This is a genomic window from Burkholderia sp. BCC0419 (assembly GCF_902830285.1).
Classification (GTDB): Bacteria; Pseudomonadota; Gammaproteobacteria; order Burkholderiales; family Burkholderiaceae; genus Burkholderia.
In genome coordinates this window covers 212,930-230,605 of sequence record NZ_CADESR010000004.1, presented here as the reverse complement: position 1 = coordinate 230,605, position 17,676 = coordinate 212,930, and the positions used below count along the sequence as shown (strand labels likewise).

Annotated in this window: 21 protein-coding genes and 1 tRNA gene; 10 read left to right on the top strand and 12 right to left on the bottom strand. The window is 67.4% G+C overall.

What is annotated here, in order from left to right; genetic code table 11:
- Positions 1 to 13: 13 nt before the first annotated feature.
- Together HWW87_RS22985 and HWW87_RS22980 are read left to right on the top strand one after the other, a co-directional pair.
- A tRNA-Met gene (locus tag HWW87_RS22985) sits at positions 14 to 90 on the top strand.
- 217 nt (positions 91 to 307) lie between these two features.
- Positions 308 to 640 carry a hypothetical protein gene (locus HWW87_RS22980; protein WP_175822289.1) on the top strand — a complete coding sequence of 111 codons (333 nt, stop codon included), beginning with the start codon at positions 308 to 310 and terminating at the stop codon, positions 638 to 640.
- Positions 641 to 693: 53 nt separating this feature from the next.
- Here HWW87_RS22980 and HWW87_RS22975 read toward each other — a convergent pair whose 3' ends face one another.
- Positions 694 to 1,434: an SDR family NAD(P)-dependent oxidoreductase gene (locus tag HWW87_RS22975; protein WP_175822288.1), complete on the bottom strand. Its 741-nt coding sequence runs from the start codon at positions 1,432 to 1,434 to the stop codon at positions 694 to 696.
- A 116-nt stretch (positions 1,435 to 1,550) separates the two neighbouring features.
- Between HWW87_RS22975 and HWW87_RS22970 the strand changes: the two genes are divergently transcribed.
- Positions 1,551 to 2,165, top strand: a complete 615-nt coding sequence (locus tag HWW87_RS22970) for a TetR/AcrR family transcriptional regulator (RefSeq protein WP_175822287.1) — start codon at positions 1,551 to 1,553, stop codon at positions 2,163 to 2,165.
- Positions 2,166 to 2,204: 39 nt separating this feature from the next.
- Here HWW87_RS22970 and eco read toward each other — a convergent pair whose 3' ends face one another.
- Positions 2,205 to 2,705, bottom strand: a complete 501-nt coding sequence (gene eco / locus HWW87_RS22965; RefSeq protein WP_175822286.1) for a serine protease inhibitor ecotin — start codon at positions 2,703 to 2,705, stop codon at positions 2,205 to 2,207.
- Positions 2,706 to 2,849: 144 nt separating this feature from the next.
- On the opposite strand from eco, the gene HWW87_RS22960 reads away from it, so the two are divergent.
- On the top strand, positions 2,850 to 3,218 hold the full coding sequence (locus HWW87_RS22960; protein ID WP_175822285.1) for a hypothetical protein: 369 nt from the start codon (positions 2,850 to 2,852) through the stop codon (positions 3,216 to 3,218).
- A gap of 182 nt (positions 3,219 to 3,400) precedes the next feature.
- On the opposite strand, the gene HWW87_RS22955 is transcribed toward HWW87_RS22960, so the two are convergent.
- Entirely contained in the window at positions 3,401 to 3,805 is a 405-nt protein-coding gene (locus HWW87_RS22955) for a hypothetical protein (protein WP_175822284.1), read from the bottom strand.
- A gap of 117 nt (positions 3,806 to 3,922) precedes the next feature.
- Between HWW87_RS22955 and HWW87_RS22950 the strand changes: the two genes are divergently transcribed.
- Entirely contained in the window at positions 3,923 to 4,303 is a 381-nt protein-coding gene (locus HWW87_RS22950; protein WP_175822283.1) for a DUF5594 family protein, read from the top strand.
- Between the two features lie 185 nt (positions 4,304 to 4,488).
- Positions 4,489 to 5,856: an MFS transporter gene (locus HWW87_RS22945; RefSeq protein WP_175822282.1), complete on the top strand. Its 1,368-nt coding sequence runs from the start codon at positions 4,489 to 4,491 to the stop codon at positions 5,854 to 5,856.
- Positions 5,857 to 5,886: 30 nt separating this feature from the next.
- Here the strand turns inward: HWW87_RS22945 and HWW87_RS22940 are convergent, their stop codons facing one another.
- The 3 genes from HWW87_RS22940 to HWW87_RS22930 form a co-directional block, all read right to left on the bottom strand.
- The gene (locus HWW87_RS22940) at positions 5,887 to 6,483 is read right to left on the bottom strand and encodes an AAA family ATPase (RefSeq protein WP_175822281.1); all 597 of its coding nucleotides are present in this window, start codon (positions 6,481 to 6,483) and stop codon (positions 5,887 to 5,889) included.
- On the bottom strand, positions 6,476 to 7,897 hold the full coding sequence (gene otsA / locus HWW87_RS22935) for an alpha,alpha-trehalose-phosphate synthase (UDP-forming) (protein ID WP_174387999.1): 1,422 nt from the start codon (positions 7,895 to 7,897) through the stop codon (positions 6,476 to 6,478). The genes HWW87_RS22940 and otsA overlap by 8 nt, the downstream gene beginning before the upstream one ends.
- A gap of 138 nt (positions 7,898 to 8,035) precedes the next feature.
- Positions 8,036 to 8,245 (bottom strand): hypothetical protein, encoded by a 210-nt coding sequence (locus HWW87_RS22930; RefSeq protein WP_082742018.1) that lies wholly within the window; start codon positions 8,243 to 8,245, stop codon positions 8,036 to 8,038.
- Between the two features lie 288 nt (positions 8,246 to 8,533).
- Here HWW87_RS22930 and HWW87_RS22925 point away from each other — a divergent pair, with 288 nt between their 5' ends.
- On the top strand, positions 8,534 to 9,085 hold the full coding sequence (locus tag HWW87_RS22925) for a hypothetical protein (protein ID WP_174429179.1): 552 nt from the start codon (positions 8,534 to 8,536) through the stop codon (positions 9,083 to 9,085).
- Positions 9,082 to 9,576 carry a hypothetical protein gene (locus HWW87_RS22920; RefSeq protein WP_175822280.1) on the top strand — a complete coding sequence of 165 codons (495 nt, stop codon included), beginning with the start codon at positions 9,082 to 9,084 and terminating at the stop codon, positions 9,574 to 9,576. Before HWW87_RS22925 ends, HWW87_RS22920 begins: the two co-directional genes overlap by 4 nt.
- A gap of 68 nt (positions 9,577 to 9,644) precedes the next feature.
- On the opposite strand, the gene HWW87_RS22915 is transcribed toward HWW87_RS22920, so the two are convergent.
- From HWW87_RS22915 to HWW87_RS22900, 4 genes are all read right to left on the bottom strand, one after another.
- Positions 9,645 to 10,331, bottom strand: a complete 687-nt coding sequence (locus tag HWW87_RS22915) for a hypothetical protein (RefSeq protein WP_175822279.1) — start codon at positions 10,329 to 10,331, stop codon at positions 9,645 to 9,647.
- 73 nt (positions 10,332 to 10,404) lie between these two features.
- A complete protein-coding gene (locus HWW87_RS22910; protein WP_175822278.1) occupies positions 10,405 to 10,887 on the bottom strand; it encodes a tetratricopeptide repeat protein in 483 nt (160 codons plus the stop codon).
- 37 nt (positions 10,888 to 10,924) lie between these two features.
- On the bottom strand, positions 10,925 to 12,262 hold the full coding sequence (locus HWW87_RS22905; RefSeq protein ID WP_006497149.1) for a nitrate/sulfonate/bicarbonate ABC transporter ATP-binding protein: 1,338 nt from the start codon (positions 12,260 to 12,262) through the stop codon (positions 10,925 to 10,927).
- 22 nt (positions 12,263 to 12,284) lie between these two features.
- The gene (locus HWW87_RS22900) at positions 12,285 to 14,042 is read right to left on the bottom strand and encodes an ABC transporter permease subunit (RefSeq protein ID WP_175822277.1); all 1,758 of its coding nucleotides are present in this window, start codon (positions 14,040 to 14,042) and stop codon (positions 12,285 to 12,287) included.
- 505 nt (positions 14,043 to 14,547) lie between these two features.
- Between HWW87_RS22900 and HWW87_RS22895 the strand changes: the two genes are divergently transcribed.
- Positions 14,548 to 14,814 carry a hypothetical protein gene (locus HWW87_RS22895; RefSeq protein WP_175822276.1) on the top strand — a complete coding sequence of 89 codons (267 nt, stop codon included), beginning with the start codon at positions 14,548 to 14,550 and terminating at the stop codon, positions 14,812 to 14,814.
- A gap of 42 nt (positions 14,815 to 14,856) precedes the next feature.
- Here the strand turns inward: HWW87_RS22895 and HWW87_RS22890 are convergent, their stop codons facing one another.
- Both HWW87_RS22890 and HWW87_RS22885 read right to left on the bottom strand, forming a co-directional pair.
- The gene (locus HWW87_RS22890; RefSeq protein ID WP_175822275.1) at positions 14,857 to 16,173 is read right to left on the bottom strand and encodes an ATP-binding protein; all 1,317 of its coding nucleotides are present in this window, start codon (positions 16,171 to 16,173) and stop codon (positions 14,857 to 14,859) included.
- Positions 16,157 to 16,882, bottom strand: a complete 726-nt coding sequence (locus HWW87_RS22885; protein WP_006493394.1) for a response regulator — start codon at positions 16,880 to 16,882, stop codon at positions 16,157 to 16,159. The genes HWW87_RS22890 and HWW87_RS22885 overlap by 17 nt, the downstream gene beginning before the upstream one ends.
- A 224-nt stretch (positions 16,883 to 17,106) precedes the next feature.
- Here HWW87_RS22885 and HWW87_RS22880 point away from each other — a divergent pair, with 224 nt between their 5' ends.
- Positions 17,107 to 17,661 (top strand): periplasmic heavy metal sensor, encoded by a 555-nt coding sequence (locus HWW87_RS22880; protein WP_175822274.1) that lies wholly within the window; start codon positions 17,107 to 17,109, stop codon positions 17,659 to 17,661.
- Positions 17,662 to 17,676: the final 15 nt, after the last annotated feature.

The window sequence follows — 17,676 nt, the reverse complement described above, 5'->3', positions numbered from 1 at the left end:
GTACACTTCGCGCCGCGGGGTGGAGCAGTCTGGCAGCTCGTCGGGCTCATAACCCGAAGGTCGTAGGTTCAAATCCTACCCCCGCAACCAAATGCCGAAGCCCGCTTTGCGAAAGCAAGCGGGCTTTTTGTTGTCCAGGAGATGTTGCTTGCGCGTGCAGCGCAGCTGCAGCATACGAACGGCGATGCAATCGCGCGTTCACCACGACGTGCGACACGCGACCGCACCTCGCCCATTCGCCGCAGACATGCGCCGAACGTTGCGTAGAATTCCGAACCTTCTTCGGTTCAGCACACGGACTTCACCAATGATTCGAACGATCGCGGCGCTCGCCACCCTTTCGGCGATGACCGGCACGGCCAATGCCGCCGACACCGGCACGGCCTCCACCAAGCAACGCTACGTCAGCCCGGGCATCGCCAACGTCACTGCCTCGGCAGCCCCGCGCCCGGAAAGCACTGCCTCTAATGCCCGCTGCCGGGAACTAGCCGCCGGCATCGACGCAGTCACGCATTCGCCCGACCGCGGCCAGAAGGTCGTGCGCGGAATGGGCCCGGACGGCAAGCCGCGCAACGAACTGCGCGCCTACGACAAACGGGCCGACCTGGAAGCCGAGCATCAGCGCCTCGGCTGCCAGTAACGAACAAACGAACACGCACCTCCACCCGGTCAACTCACGCCGGGCATCGGCCTTTAAGCATTCGCCCCGCCGTCGATCGTCAACCCCGTCCCGTTGATCGACCGCCCTTCCGGCCCGACGACGAACGCCACGAGCGCGGCCACGTCATCGGCCTTGCCGTACTGCTGAATCGCCATCCGCGAACGCTGCGCATCGGCGTGCTCGCCATCAGCCGGGTTCATATCGGTATCGGTGGAACCCGGATGCACGATGTTGACCGTGATGCCGCGCGAGCCGAGATCGCGCGCGAGCCCCTGCGTCCAGCCGATCAGCGCGGCCTTGCTCGCCGCATAGAGGCTCATCCCCGCATCGGGCACGCGCGTCGCGAGGCAACTGCCGGTCGACACGATGCGTCCGCCCTCCCCGAGATGCCGCGCCGCCGCCTGCGACGCGACGATCACCGCGCGCACGTTCACGTTCAGCGTCGCGTCGATATCGTCGAGCGTGAGGTCGTCCAGTGCACCGGCCCGGAAAATCCCCGCGTTGTTGACGAGAATGTCGAGGCCGCCGAGTGCTTCCGCCGCACGATCGACCGCGTTGCGCACGGCAACCGGATCGGCGCTGTCGGCCTGGATTGCAATGGCTCTGCGGCCCAGCGCCTCGATGTCGGCGACGACGGCCTGCGCGCGCTCCGCCGATTTCTCGTAAGTGATCGCGACGTCCGCGCCGTCCGCCGCCAGCCGTTTCGCAATGGCCGCGCCGATGCCGCGACTGCCGCCCGTGACGAGTGCGCGCTTGCCCTGAAGTCGATTCATGAAAGCTCCTTTTGGTCATTTATGTAACGACCGACACAGAATGTGGCAGGTTGCGCGGCGCTGTCAATTGAATTATTTTATCGATCGATACAGATATCGACGAAGGAACGAACGTCATGGCTGAACGGGGCCGACCGAGAAGCTTCGACAAGGAAGCGGCGCTGGATCGCGCGATGGAGGTGTTCTGGCGCCTCGGCTACGAGGGGGCGTCGATGGCCGACCTGACGGCCGCGATGGGAATTGCATCGCCGAGCCTGTATGCGGCGTACGGCAGCAAGGAAGCGTTGTTCCGGCAGGCGATCGAGCACTACCGCGAAACGGAGGGGCGCGAGATCTGGGACGGCGTCGAACAGGCCGCCAGTGCGCACGACGCCGTCGAGAATTACCTGATGCAGACCGCGCGCGTGTTCACGCGCCGGTCGAAACCGGCCGGCTGCCTGATCGTGCTGTCGGCGCTGCATCCGGCCGAGCGGTCCGACACGGTCCGGCAAACGCTGATCGCGATGCGCGAGCAAACGGTCGCCGCGCTGCGCGCGCGGCTCGCCCAGGGCGTTGCAACCGGCGAAATCTCCGCGCGCGCGAACCTCGACGCAATCGCGCGCTACTACGTGACGGTGCAACAGGGGATGTCGATTCAGGCGCGCGACGGCGCGAGCCGTCGCGATCTGGAAGCGGTCGCGCAAGCCGCGCTGGCCGCGTGGCCGGCGCTCGCGGGCGCGAGCGGCGGATAACGGCGCAACGCGGAAAACCCGCGCACGTGCGCCGCTGCCTTACTGCGTCACGGCGTGCTGCACGTCCTTCGACGCATGCCACACGCGGTAGCGCACGTCGAAGCCGTCCGGCACGTACACGACGAGCGGCAGACGGCTGTTGTAGCGCAGCAGCTGGCCATCGCCGCGCACCTGCACGAATCGCTGCTGCGGCGCCTGGCCCGGGCAGGCCATCAGCGTCGATGCCGGCCCCTTCACGTCGGTCAGCCGATAGTACGGATAGCCCCAGCCCTTCACGTCCTCGGCGGTCAGTTCGCCGCCGAACCATTGCTGGTTGCAATCGGTCTGCAGTGTCTTGCCGATCATCAGTTCGACGCGTGCGTCGCCTTCATTCTCGAGCGCGGGCAGCGCGATCACGGCGCGCTGCTGGCCGGCCGCCGGCTGCGGGAACATCTTGATCGACTCGGCCGGCACGGCGGGCGCCGATGCAGGCCCTGCCGCGCAGGCGGCGGCGGTCGTCACGCAACAGGCGGCCAGGACGGCCCGGATCGCGAATTTCATCGATATGCTCCCGATAAACAAAATAGGCTCTGGATGCTAACACTTTCGTCGCAAGACCTTACGACGCTGTAATTTGACGACACAATTGCAAACAGCCGGCAATCCCCGCGCGCGGTACTTATATGGGAATCAACGGAGAACATCATGCTGAAGCTCATTGCGGCCGCCGGCGTCGCCACGCTGCTGGCCGGTTGCGTCGTCGGTCCGGACGCCGGATACGGCTACGGATCGACCTACTATTCCGATCCGGGCTACGCGTATGGCCCGGCCTACGCGCCGTCGCCGGTGTACGGCACGGTCAATATCTGGGGCGGTGGCGGCGGGCGCGACTGGGACCGTGGGCGCCGCGATTGGGATCGCCGCGGCTGGGATCACGACCGCGGCGGCTGGGATCGCGACCGCAGCGAGCGCGCCCGTCACGGCGGCTGGGGCCGCGGCGACGGACGCCGCGCCGACTGGAACGACGGCGGCGGCGGACGGGGCCAGGGCAACGGCGGCGGTCATCGCCATTGACGCAATTGCAACCGTTTGTATCCGCGTACGGTTCATACGCGATCGGTACGAACCGATAGACGACCGCCAAAAGACCAAGGCCCTCGCATCACCGCGAGGGCCTTTTGTCGTCCGCCCTACCGGGAGTCAGGCAGGTTCGCCGATGCAATGGCTAACCTGCCCACTCGTTATACGCGTGCCGCTTACCACCCGGCCGGCTGCGCATAGCCGCGCGACACGGGCGCTCCGCACACGTACGCGCGCTGATAACGGTCGTAGCAATAGTTCGGGCCATCGTCGTCCTGGTACTGCGCCTGCTGGTAGGTCGGATAAGCCGGCTGCTGATAGGCCGGTGCCTGGTAGTACGTCGGCGGCTGATAGGCCGGTGCCTGATACACGGGCGCCTGATACGCGACGGGCGGATTCATCGCCGACGTCACGATCGCGCCCAGCACCGCGCCGCCGATCAATGCGCCGATGACAGCGCCGCCGTCGCGGCCATGCGCCGACGCCGGGCCCGCGACCGCGAGCGAACCGGCAAGGACACACACTGCGGCAATCTTTTTCATGATGGACTCCCACGCGAAGTGGTACTGGATGAGATGCATTGTGGCGGTCCGCGGCCGTAATAGATGCAGCAAGTGGTAACGCGCGATTACCGGTATCGCACCCGTCGAAACGCGTCGTCGCCGTGCTACGATTTTCGGCATACAGGAGACGCCTTCATGCAGCCCGAAACCGCCCGCCGTTTCGATACCGAATTCGCGCCGCGCATCGCGCAGGCGATCGCCGCGGTCTTCGCCGATCACGTGCAGACCGATGTCGTCCCCTATGGCGGGCACGGGCACCCGACGCGCGTGCAGATCCGCAGCACACCGCACGAACACGTGAGCGGCTTCGTGCATCCGCTGAATCTCGAACTGACGTGGGACACCGACGAGATAGAGCGGCTGATGGAGCCGGACGGCCCGCAGCGCTTCGAGCACTACCTCGCCGCGTTGCCGAAAAAGCTCGGCGCATGGCAGGCCGCGCGCGACATCGATCTCGCGTCGCGCACGCAGGCCGACCCGCTCGTGCGGCTCGGCGGCCTGGACTTCGAAGGCTGAATGCACCCGCCGGCCGCCGGCCGGGCGCGCCGGCGTCGCGCGATGCGGCCCGGTGATACACTCGACCGGCCCCGTGCCGGTGCAGCCTCGCCGGCCGGGCCGTTCATCGCCGCCGCCACCCTTGCACATGGTTGCGCACGCAACCGGCAAGCGGGCACACGGACAACCACGCTCTCGCTCCCGTCATGAACGCCGATACCGGCCTGCCGCTTCCGCAACGCTACTGGGCGATCGTCTGCGTCGCCCTGGGCATCACGCTCGCCGTGCTCGACGGCGCCATCGCGAACGTCGCATTGCCGACCATCGCGCGCGACCTGCACGCGTCCGACGCCGCGTCGATCTGGATCGTCAACGCGTACCAGCTCGCGGTCACGATCACGCTGCTGCCGCTCGCGTCGCTCGGCGAACGCATCGGCTATCGCCGCATCTACATCGCCGGGCTCGCCCTCTTCACCGCGGCGTCGCTCGGCTGCGCGCTGGCCGGCTCGCTGCCGATGCTGGCCGTGATGCGCGTGATCCAGGGGTTCGGCGCGGCCGGCATCATGAGCGTCAACGCGGCGCTCGTGCGGATGATCTACCCGTCGTCGCTGCTCGGGCGCGGGCTGTCGATCAACGCGATGGTGGTCGCGTTGTCGTCGGCGATCGGGCCGACGGTCGCGTCCGCGATCCTGTCGTTCGCGTCGTGGCCGTGGCTCTTCGCGGTCAACGTGCCGATCGGCATCGCGGCCGTGCTCGGCAGCCTGCGCGCGCTGCCGGCCAACCCGCTGCACGATGCGCCGTACGACTTCCCGAGCGCGCTGATGAACGCGTGCGTGTTCGGCCTGCTGATCACGGCCGTCGACGGGCTCGGTCACGGCGAAGGTCATGCGTACGTCGTGGCCGAACTGGCGGTCGCGTTCGTCGTCGGCTACTTCTTCGTGAAGCGTCAGTTGTCGCAGCCGGCGCCGCTCCTGCCGGTCGACCTGATGCGCATCCCGATGTTCGCGCTGTCGGTCTACACGTCGACGGCGTCGTTCACGTCGCAGATGCTCGCGTTCGTCGCGCTGCCGTTCTGGCTGCAGCATTCGCTCGGTTTCTCGCAGGTCGAGACGGGCCTCTACATGACGCCGTGGCCGCTCGTGATCGTGTTCGCCGCGCCGCTCGCGGGCGTGTTGTCGGACCGCTATTCGGCCGGCGTTCTCGGCGGGATCGGGCTTGCGCTGTTTGCCGCCGGGCTGCTGTCGCTCGCAACGATCGGCGCGCACCCGGGCACGGTCGACATCGTGTGGCGGATGGCGCTGTGCGGCGCAGGCTTCGGGCTGTTCCAATCGCCGAACAACCGCGCGATGCTGTCGTCGGCGCCGCGCGAGCGCAGCGGCGGCGCCGGCGGCATGCTGAGCACCGCGCGCCTGACGGGCCAGACGCTCGGCGCCGCGCTCGTCGCGCTGATTTTCGGGCTCGCGCCCGACCGCGGGCCGACGATCGCACTCTATGTCGCCACGGTGTTCGCGGCGGTGGCCGCGGTCGTCAGCCTGCTGCGCATCGCGTCGCCGCAGCCGGACACGGCGGCCTGACACCGTCGCGCGCCGCACACGCGGCAGGCGTCATGCGGCGTCGAGCGTATCCATCACGAAGCGCACGCGCGCCTTCACGCTCACGCGCGGCAACTCGATCAGCCGATAGCCATACGACGTATAGCAATCGACCATCGCGTCATAGGTCCGCACCGCTTCCGCGAAATCCTGCCGGCGCTCGGTGTCCTGCGCATAGATGTCGGGCCACGGCGGCGCGATGAACACGCGCCGGTGATAACGGAAACGCCGCGCCGCGGCTTCCGCGTGTGCGGGTACCGCCAACCCGGTCAGCTTCAGATAGCCGATCACGTCCGGCACGCCGCGGTCGAAGAACACGGGCCCGCGCGCCTGCCGCGCGAGATGGTAGGACCGCATCTCCCAGCTCAGCATCAGCTCGGCGAACGCAGCCGGGTCGCGCCACGGCAGCGCAGGTCCGTCGACGGCCGCCTGGTCGCGGATCACGCCGCGCCCCGCCTCCTGCGAGCGAGCGAACCCGGCGCGCTCGAGCGCATCGAGCAACGTGCTCTTGCCCGAACCCGGGCCGCCCGTCACGACGAAGAAGCGGCCGGTCGTGTCGTCGGCCGCTTCGTCGTCGCTACCGGCGGCACCCGGCGCGCACTCACGCATGCGCAGCCCGCCGGCCCGCGCGCTGCGTGACCGACGCCGCCGCCGCGACGCTGCGCAAGTCGGCGACGAACGTATCGCGCCAGACCGACAGGTCGTTCTCGCGCAGCCGCGCGAGGTTCTCGTCGTGACGCGCCTGCCGCTCCGCGAGCGGCATCGACAGCGCGCGTTCGAGCGCCTCGGCCATCTGCGACAGGTCGTACGGATTGACGAGGAGCGCGCCGGTCAGCTCGGCCGCCGCGCCCGCGAACTCCGACAGCACGAGCACGCCCGGATCGGCCGGATCCTGCGACGCGACGTATTCCTTCGCGACGAGATTCATCCCGTCGCGCAGCGGCGTCACGTAGCCGACCTGCGACATCCGGAAGAACGCCATCAGCAGGTTGCGCTCGTACTTGCGGTTCAGGTACTGGATCGGCGTCCAGTCGAGCTGCGAGAAGCGGCCGTTGATGCGGCCGGCCTCGCCTTCGAGCGTTTCGCGGATGTGCTGATAGGTCTGCACGTCGGAACGCGTCGGCGGCGCGATCTGCAGGAGCGACACGCGCCCCTGCCAGCCCGGCGCATTCGCGAGCATCCGCTCGAACGACTGGAAGCGCTCGACGAGCCCCTTCGAGTAATCGAGGCGGTCGACGCTCATCACCAGCTTGCGATCGCCCAGCGCCTCGCGCAGCATCTTCACCGGCTTGCGCGTGCCGTACTGGACGGCCGCCTGCGCGATCGCGTCGGGATGCACGCCGATCGGATAGGCGGCGACCTTCACGACGCGGCCGTGCGCATGCAGCATCCCGTCGTCGCTCGCCGCGCCGATGCCGCGCCGCTCGATGTAGTCGGTGAACGCCTGCTTGTCGGTCTCGGTCTGGAAACCCGCGACGTCGTACGCGCACATGAACTTCACGAGCTCCTCGTGCGGCGGCACGAGACGCAGCATGTCGGGCGACGGAAACGGGATGTGCAGGAAGAAGCCGATCGGGTTCTTCACGCCGAGCTCGCGCAGGCAGTGCGCGAACGGCAGCAGATGGTAGTCGTGCACCCAGATCAGGTCGTCCGGACGCAGCAGCGCGGCGAGCTGCTTCGCGAGCATCGCGTTCACGCGTAGATAACCGGCGTACTCCTGCCGATCGAAGCGCGCGAGATCGCCGCGGTAATGGAATACCGGCCACAGCGTCGCGTTCGAGAAGCCGCGGTAGTACTGGTCGTAGTCGCGCCGGGTCAGGCCGACCGTCGCGTAGGTCACGTTGCCGTCCCGCTGGATCGCGGGTTCGGCATCCGGCGCACCGACGATCTCGCCGTTCCAGCCGAACCAGACGCCGCCCGTTTCCTTCAGCGCGTCCATCACGCCGACGGCCAGGCCGCCCGCGCTCGGGCGCGTGTCCTCGCCGGCGGCGACACGATTCGATACCACGATCAATCTGCTCATGCGACTTCCCCTCCTCGATTCGATTGGCTGGCGCGCGACGCGCGCCGAAGCAGGCGCGGCGGCCCGAAGGCGGCCGCGCGGCGATTCAGTTCCGAGAATTGCAATGAAATACGGCGGTGGAATGCGGCGACGACCGTATCAAGCGTCCTGCTCCTGACCGAGGTCGCGTTGATAGTCGAGCCCTTCCGGGCGAGCCCCACCCTGGTTGTGATCGCCGTCCGACGGCGTCTCGTCCGGCGCGCCCGCAGGCGGTGCCGAGGGCGCGTCGGTCTGCGGACGCGGGCGGTCTTCCGGATGGCCGGCCGCCGCGTCAGGCGGCCGGTGTGACAACCGTTTCGAACGGCGCATGGCTGGGTGTCTCATATGCGGCGCGGCTCGAGGCCGTCGTAGAAACATTCCATAACAAAACAGTCTAGGTCGCTTGGTCGCATCCGAAGGTAACAATTACCTTCAATTTGTAACGTTTCGACCCCTCGTCAATCATCTATCCGACAATAACGCCGCCCGCGCGCACGCGGCCTGCCGCACGGCGATTTGTCAAAGCTTTGCAGTTTTCCTATGACAATTGCGAAACAATGATGCGGCATCAGGGCGTGCACGCGTCGCCGCTCACCCAGACAGGACTTGCACTCAGGGATGAACATTCGTTTCGAATCGCCGCGCCGGGCCACGCCGGCGCGCGTCGTGCTGGCCGTGATCGCCACGGCCGCACTGCTGTCCGGCTGCAATTCGCTGTACAGCGAAGGCTCGACAGCCGGCGCCGGTATCGCGGGCGCCGCGATCGCCTCCAAGGTCACCAACAACGCCGCCGTCGCGACGGGCATCGGCCTCGGCGCCGTCGCCGGCGCGCGGGCTGGCGTCCAGTACACGCAACGCGTCGCGCACCGCTACACGCAGGAGCAGATCGCGAAGGCGGCCGGCCCGCTCGACGTCGGCGGCGTCGCGCCGTGGTCGACGCATCATTCGTTCCCGATCGAGGACGACGAGCAGGGCCGCGTGACGGTCAGCCGGATGATCAGCGTCGGTCCGCTCGACTGCAAGGAAATCGTGTTTGCCGTCGACACGCCGGCGAAGGGCGACAAAGCCGCACAGTCGGCGTTCTACGTCGCCACCATCTGCCGCGACGGGCCCGCATGGAAATGGGCGTCGGCCGAACCGGCAACTGAACGCTGGGGCGCGCTGCAATGAGCGTCGCGATCCGTATCGCGGCGGTCGGCGCGCTGTGCACGGCGACGGTCGCGCTGTCGGGCTGCGGTTCGGTCGGCGCGGCGAGCGGCGCGCTGGCCGGCGCGGCGACCGGCCTCGTCACGGCGAACCCGGCGGTCGGCGTCGGCGTCGGGATTGCCGTCCAGGCCGCGACCGACGAAGCCGTCAACCGCACGATGAAGCAGCTCCATCAGAACCAGCAGGACGCGATCGCGAAGACGGCCGGCGGTCTCGCCGTCGGCGAAGTGAAGCCGTGGAAGGTGAAGAACACGCTGCCGCTCGAAAACGGCGAAGGCGAAGTGCGCGTCACGCGCGCGTACTCGTCGGCGCTCGCGCTGTGCAAGGAATTCGCGTTCTCGGTGAAGGACGGCGACAAGGCCGACTGGTATTTCGCGAATGCGTGCCAGCAAGGCACGCACTGGAAGTGGGCTTCGGCGGAACCGGCCGTCGATCGGTGGGGGAATTTGCAGTAATCGCGCCATACGCCGCGCATCGGTCAATCAATGCGCGTCGCGCATCGGGCACACTGGTGGCCGGGCGATCAGATCGATGCGCCTGTACGTCGATTGAACGCAGCCCGCATGACATCCGGGGCGATCATTTCCATTCGACTCAGCTCGGCAAGCACCGCCGCAAGCATGCCATCGACATCAGGATCCACCGCCCTCATCTGCTTCAACAATGCAGGCCGGAAGGCTTCGTCTTCGTTGATACCCGACTCCCCCGTCTGGCGTCGCGCACGATACAGCACGCCCACCCAATAACGAGTGCGCTCGATTGCGCTCCATCCCGCATACGTATTCGGGAACTTCGCTCGTTCGATCGCCTGCCGAACGACCGTCTCGGGTTCGTCCGGAAACCGCACAAAGAACATCTGTTCGCCGACTGCAAGCTTCGACGACGTCACAGGATCGTATACGGTATAGGTTTCGTAGCGAACGTCGGTGTCGGCCTCGAGCCTATTGCCTACGTGCACGCGGATCCCGTCTTGCAGCACCATCTGACGCTCCGGCGGAAATTGCGCTTCGCGCTCGCCGCGCGACAGCAGACGCCCTAGCCTCGGCGAAAACTCGATTTCGTGCTGACGACCGATTTGCTCGTCCGAGTACCAAACGATGACCGTTTGCGACTCGGCATTCTCGAACGCCTTCAGAAAAACTGTCTCGGGGATCAGCGCTGCCAACGATAACGGCAGCGCGGAATACGGCAAGCTGTCCCGCGTCAACATCACAACTCCCCCAAGCCATTCGCCCGGATTCTTCCGGGCCGGGTGCCGCACATCTCACCTCCGGAGACAGCCGTTACAGACGCGCGCGAAGCTGCGCCACCCTTTCCTTGATCTTCGCGGACAGCGCATCGTCCGGGTTGTAAGTCAGGCAGCGCTCCAGATCGGCAATCGACGCCTTGATATCGCCCAGCGTCTCGTATGCCCTGGCGCGATTGAAATAGACGAAAGGCTGGTCGGGATTGAGCTTCAGCGCCTGGTCGAAGTAATCGAGCGACTTCTGGTAGGCACCGCCTTCGAGGTAAATCGTCGCGAGCGTGCAATACGCCGACGGATCCGTGTAGCCCAGCTCGATGGCCCGGTTCAGATCGTTCAGCGCGAGATCCGTCTTCTTGATCATCGCGAAGGTCGTGCCGCGATCGGCATACGTCGCCGCGTCTTCCGGCGCAACTTTCAGGATGTCGCCGTACAACCCGAGCGCGTCCTCGATGCGCCCCTGCGACACGAATCCGCGTGCCCGCATGCGCATCGGTGAAAAATCGGGATTCTTATCGGTCATTCAATTCAGTTCCAGGAACCTCGCCGTTCCATCAATTTCAGGACTCGACATCCTCCAGGCTGAAAATCTCGGTCTGATCGTTGTACGAAAAGATCTCGCCGTACCGCCCCCAGTCGATCACCGCGTCGAGCGTTTCCTCGGCCGCGCCGTCCGACAGGAAATCCTCGAGCTCCTGCTCGAAGCGCACGCGCGGCGCGCGGTGGCCCGGACGCTCGTTCAGCACCTTCTTGATCCGCGCGGCGAGCGGTACGTGCTTCAGCAGGTGATCGGCGAACATCAGCTTGCGCTCCTGCGTGCCGAATTCCGCGAACACGCGCCCCGGCGGCGTCAGGAACACGTCGCCTTCACGCACGTCCGCGAAGCCGAGGTACTGCAGCACTTCCGCGATCGGGAACAGGTCGTCGACCTCGAGGTGCAGCGTGCGCGCGATTTCCGGCATGTCGGCGCGGCCGTGGTACGGCGCCATCGCGAGCGTCTCGATCAGGCCGGCCATCAGGTTGGTCGACACCTGCGGCAGCCAGCTGCCGAGCTCGAGCCCCTTCTTCGTCGCTTCGCCGGTCTGACGCGCGGTCATCTTCGCGTAGATGTCGTCGACCAGCTTGCGGAATGCCGGGTCGAGACGATTGCGCGGATGCTTGAACGGCACCTTGATCTCGGCGATCACGCGGCCCGGGTTCGACGACAGCACGAGAATCCGGTCGCACATGAACACCGCTTCCTCGATGTTGTGCGTGACGATCAGCACCGACTTGATCGGCATGCGGCCCTGCGTCCACAGATCGAGCAGGTCGGTACGCAGCGTCTCGGCAGTCAGCACGTCGAGCGCGGAGAACGGCTCGTCCATCAGCAGGATCGTCGGATCGACGACGAGCGCGCGCGCAAAACCGACGCGCTGGCGCATCCCGCCCGACAGCTCGCGCGGATATGCGTTCTCGAAGCCGTCGAGACCGATCAGGTCGATCGCGGCCAGCGCGCGTTCGCGCCGCTCGCGCGCGCCGACGCCGAGCGCTTCGAGCCCGGCTTCCACGTTCTGCAACACGGTGAGCCACGGGAACAGCGCGAAGGTCTGGAACACCATCGCGACGCCTTCGGCCGGGCCGCGCAGCGGCTGGCCGAGATAGGTCACTTCGCCGCCGGTCGGCTCGATCAGGCCGGCAATGATCCGCAGCAGCGTCGACTTGCCCGAGCCCGAGCGGCCGAGCAGGCCGACGATCTCGCCTTCGCGCAGCGACAGGTTCGCGTCGTCGAGCACGAGCAACTCGCCCTGCGTCTTGTTGAAGCCGCGGCAGACGTGATCGACGCGCAGGATCTCTTCACCGAGGCGCGGCGGCTGGGACGTCTGGACGGGGGCGTTTACAGCATTCGGATTGTGCATCGCGTTTCGCTCTCAATCGGTCTCAGTCGAGCCGCAGCTTCGCTTCGGCGAAGGCATACAGCGGGCGCCACAGCAGGCGGTTGAACAGGGTGACGAACAGGGACATCACGGCGATGCCCAGGATGATCTTCGGAAAATCGCCGGCGGCGGTGGTCCGCGCGATGTAGGCGCCGAGGCCGTGCGCCTCGATCCGGGTGTTGCCCCACTGCACGGCTTCCGACACGATGCTCGCGTTCCACGCGCCGCCCGATGCGGTGATCGCGCCGGTCACGTAGTACGGGAAGATGCCGGGCAGGATCGCCTGACGCCACCACTGCCAGCCGCGGATGCGGAAGTTGGTCGCCGCTTCGCGATAGTCGTTCGGGTAGGACGTTGCACCGGCGATCACGTTGAACAGGATATACCACTGCGTGCCGAGCACGATCAGCGGCGACAGCCAGATGTCCGCGTTCAGGTGGAAGCGCGCGATCACGATCACGAACACCGGGAACAGCAGGTTCGCCGGGAACGCGGCGAGAAACTGCGCGAGCGGCTGCAGCTTCTCGGCCAGCTTCGGGCGCAGCCCGACCCACACGCCGATCGGCACCCAGATCACGGAGGCGATCGAGATCAGCACGACCACGCGCAGCAGCGTGATGAGGCCGAGCACGAGCACGTGGCCGACCTCGGCCATCGTCACGCCGGTCGCGACGAAGCTGACGACGCGCCACACGATATAGGCCGTGCCGAGCAGCACGAGCCCCGCCCACACGATGTCGACCGTGCGCGACCCCTTCTTCTCGACGCGCGGCAGCGTGAAGCGCATCGCGCCCGACAGCGGCAGGCGCAGCGGGATCCGCGCGGCCTTCGCGAAGAACCAGCCGGCCGGCACGAGCAGCTGATGGATCAGCCGCGTGCGGCGCACGAGGTCGAGCAGCCACGATTGCGGCGCATCGCCCGATGCGGTGTTCTCCATCCGGAACTTGTCGGCCCACGCGATGAGCGGGCGGAACAGCAACTGGTCATACGCGAGGATCACGACCGTCATCGTCAGGATCACCCAGCCGATCGCACCGAAGTTCTTGTCCGAGATCGCCTGCGCGAGATACGCGCCGATGCCCGGCAGCGTGATCGTCTGGTTGCCGACGGTGATCGCCTCCGACGCGACGACGAAGAACCAGCCGCCCGACATCGACATCATCATGTTCCAGATCAGGCCCGGCATCGAGAACGGTACCTCGAGCTTCCAGAAGCGCTGCCACGACGTCAGGTGGAAGCTCCGCGCCACTTCGTCCAGGTCGCGCGGCACCGTGCGCAGCGACTGGTAGAAGCTGAACGTCATGTTCCACGCCTGGCTCGTGAAGATCGCGAAGATCGCGGCCAGCTCGGCGCCGAGCACGCGGCTCGGGAACAGCGCGAGGAAGAACGTGACCGTAAACGAGATGAAGCCGAGCACCGGCACCGACTGCAGGATGTCGAGGATCGGGATCAGCACCATGCCCGCGCGGCGGCTCTTGGCCGCGAGCGTGCCGTAGACAAGCGTGAACGCGAGCGACGCGACCATCGCGGCGAGCATCCGCAGCGTGGTGCGCAACGCGTATTCGGGCAGGTTCGACGGATCGAGCGAGATCTTCTGCGTCTGCAGCACGCCGATCGGCGCCATCGTTTCGTGAAAGCCGACCACCGCCATCGCGATCAGGCAGATGATCAGCGGAAATGCGATGAAGTCCCACCGGTTCGGCAACACGCGCCACGCGGATGCGTTGGCGGTCCGGTTCGGATTGAAGAATCCGACGTTCATCAGGCGCCCTCCCCGGTAAGGCCGATCGAAGCCGGCAGTCGATGTTGATTCATGGCAAAGCGCACGGGCGCGGTAATTCGATTGACTGGCGATCTCGCGCACACGCGGCGCGCCGTGCGCGCATGCGCTGCCGCGGCCGGTCGAGCCGGACCGCGACGGCACGACACTACACCAACCTGTATTTCAGGTACAACCGTCCGGGGACGGCGCAGGCAGCGCATGGATCGTGCCCGGCGCATGGGCGAATGGCGGGCGCGCGGTACGGAATAGCCCGGCCGCGGTCCTGCGGCCGGTACGCAGGCCCGAATTATGCCGTGATCCGGCCCGGCCGTGAACCCGCCACCCGCACGCGGGCACAAACCGTGTCCGGCATCAGCAGCCGGATACGGCGAAGCAGGTATGATCGGGGCTAGCCCCCGGGGTTCGTTTCGGCCGTGTCGCGGCAATGCGCACGCGCCCTGTGTCAACCGGCCCCGGGGATCGACCGACGAGCGGGAGGAAGGGAATGGCAGGAAACTTGGTGATCGTCTGTCGCGATCAGGATGCCGACGCGTTCTATGAACTCATGCAGGAGTACGGGTCGTTCCAGGTGCGGCTGTCGTCTACGGCGTGGTACCTGAACATGAACGTCGTGCCGGAATCGCTGCAGGAGGAAATCCTGGAGCGGCTCGGCCGGTATACGACCGTCTACATCTTCGAGGCCACCACGGTGACCTACAACACGATCGACAGCAACGCGGCCGAGACGCTCGGCACGCTGTTCGGCGAATGACGCCGCGCGGCGGCTGCCCGGCCGGGCAGGCGCCGCAACCGCTCATGCGGCCTGTGCGTGAGGTTCGTCCTTCGGCACGGCCTCGAACGGGAACGTCATCGACACACGCAGGCCGCCTTCGGGCCGATTGCCGATGTCGCACGTGCCCCCCAGCCTGAGCACGAGCCGCTCGACGATCGCGAGCCCGAGCCCGCTGTGGCCGTTCCCGCCGCGCGCGGGGTCGAGCCGCACGAACGGCCGCGTGGCGGCGGCGAGATCGCGCGGCGCGATCCCGCCGCCGCTGTCGCTGACCGACAGCACGTAGCCGGCCGGCGTACGCGCCGTCTCGACGAACACGGGCGGCGCGCCATACGCATGCGCGTTGTCCAGCAGGTTCGACAGGATCCGGTCGAGCGTCGCCGTCGGCAGCCGGAAGCCGGGATCGGCCTCCAGCCGCGTCTGGACCGTCGGCGCGTTCGGCGCGACCGCACGATAGCTGCGCGCGATCCGCTCGCACGCGTGGTCGACCGGCACCGGCTCGCTGCGGTCGGCCCCGCCATGCGCAAACACCAGGAACTGGTCGACGATGTGCGACATCGAGTCGACGTCGCGCACGACGCCGTCGCGCAGCCGCGCGTCGTCCATCATTTCCGCCCGCAGGCGCATCCGGGCGAGCGGCGTGCGCAGGTCGTGCGCGACACCGGCCAGCATTACCGCGCGATCGCTCTCGGCCTGCGACACCTGCTCCACCATCTGGTTGAAGCCGTGCGTGAGCTGGCGCAGCTCGCGCGGCCCGCGTTCGCGCAGCGGCGGCACCGGCTGCCCGCGGCCGAAACGCGCGACCGCGCGCGCGAGCGAGCGCAGCGGCTGCTGCAACTGCCAGGCCGCGAACAGCGCGGCGATCACGCCGGCCGAGAAGATCGTGCCGAGCCACAGCAGCATCCGGTCGAGCGAGCGCGGCGGCCGCAGCGGCTGCACGGGCACCACGATCCAGTTGCGGTCGGCCGGCTCCTTCACCCACAGCACGGGCGGATGGCCGGGCGTGCCGATCTCGACCTGCGTGCCGGGCGGCATGCGGTCGCTCACGTCGTCGCGGAACCGCTTCAGCGGCGGCGGCAGCCCCGAATCGCCGCCCTTCGGCACGTCGGCACTGTCCGGCGACACGAGCCGCACGCGCGACGGCAGCGGCTGGTCGGGCGTGCGCGCGACGTGCTGGCGCACCGCGTCGACGAGGAACGCGGCCTCCTCGACCGCATAACGCGTCTGCATCTGGTTGCGCTCGAGCCGCATCGCGAAGAACCACGCGAAGTGCGACAGGAGCAGGACGCCGACGACGAGCAGCGCCAGCCGCCCGAACAGTGAATCAATGGGTTTGCGCATGGGCCTCGCCGTCGGGCACGAACACGTAGCCGCGCCCGCGGACCGTCTGGATGAAGCGCGGCGTCGACGGATCCGTTTCGAGGATGCGGCGCAGGCGCCACACCTGGACGTCGATGCCGCGGTCGGTGCCGTCGTACTCGGGCCCGTGCAGCAGCTCGAGCAGCCGCTCGCGCGTGAGCGTGCGCAGCGCATGGTTCACGAAGATCTTCAGCAGCGCGAATTCGCTGCTCGACAGCGTGGCCGGCTTGCCGTCGACCGACAGCGTGCGCGCCTGGAAGTCGAGCAGGAAGCGGCCGAACGCGAACGGCTCGCGCTGCTCGGGCGCGGCCGCCGACGGCGTCGCGCGGCGGCGGCGCAGCACGGCCTGCACGCGCGCGAGCAGCTCGCGCGGGTTGAACGGCTTGCCGAGGTAGTCGTCCGCGCCGAGCTCGAGCCCGACGATGCGGTCGACGTCATCCGCCCGCGCGGTCAGCATGATCACGGGGATGTCGTCGCCGGCCGCGCGCAACTGGCGCAACGCGGTCAGGCCGTCCACGCCCGGCATCATCAGGTCCAGCACGATCAGGTCGGGCCGCTCGCGCTCGAGGCGCTTCTCGAGCGTCGCCGCGTCGTGCAGCACGGACACTTCCATCCCCTGGCGCACGAGATAGTCGCGCAGCAGGTCTCGGAGTTCTTGGTCGTCGTCGACGATGAGGATCTGGGTAGTCATGGCTCGAAGTTTACCGCGCGAGGGCGGAGTCGAAGAACGAAACAAAGGGACGAAAGGGTTACTGCGGGTTACCGCGCAAGGGAACTGTAATGCGCGGTAACCGGGCCGCCACCCCGCGTAACACCCGCCGCGGCCTGCATCGCTAACCTGCGTCTTACCGGATGCGGTACCCGACTTTCCCGGCGCCGCATCGCCGGACCCTTTGGATACAAGGAGTTTCTGAAATGTATAAGAAGACTTCCCGCGTGGCCATCGCGGCCGCCACCGTGCTCGCTCTCGCATTCGGCGCCGCGCATGCCGCGCAGCCCGACGACATGCCGCCGCCGGGCGGCCCCGGCATGCACCGGATGCATGACGGGCACGAAGGCGGCCCGTTCGGCGCAATCATGAAACTGCACGACCAGCTGAAGCTCAACGCGTCGCAGGAACAGCAATGGCAGGCGGCCGTCAACACGATGAAGCAGAACCGTGACGCGATGCGCAAGAGCCACGAGCAGATGCGCGAGCAGTTCAAGGCGCAGCAGAACCAGCCGATCCTCGACCTGAGCGCGATGCATTCGGCACGCCAGCAGGCGGAGGCGCAGAACGCGCAACTGCGCGAGCAGACGTCCGCCGCGTGGCTCACGTTCTACAACGGGCTGAACGACCAGCAGAAGACGATGGTCAGCACGGCGCTCAAACAGCAGTTCGCGAAGATGGAACAGCGCCACGAGAAGATGAAGGAGCGCTGGGAGCAGCATCGCGCGGCTGCCAAGGGCGCGTCGGCGCCGGCGCAGTAAGCCGGCGGGCCGCTC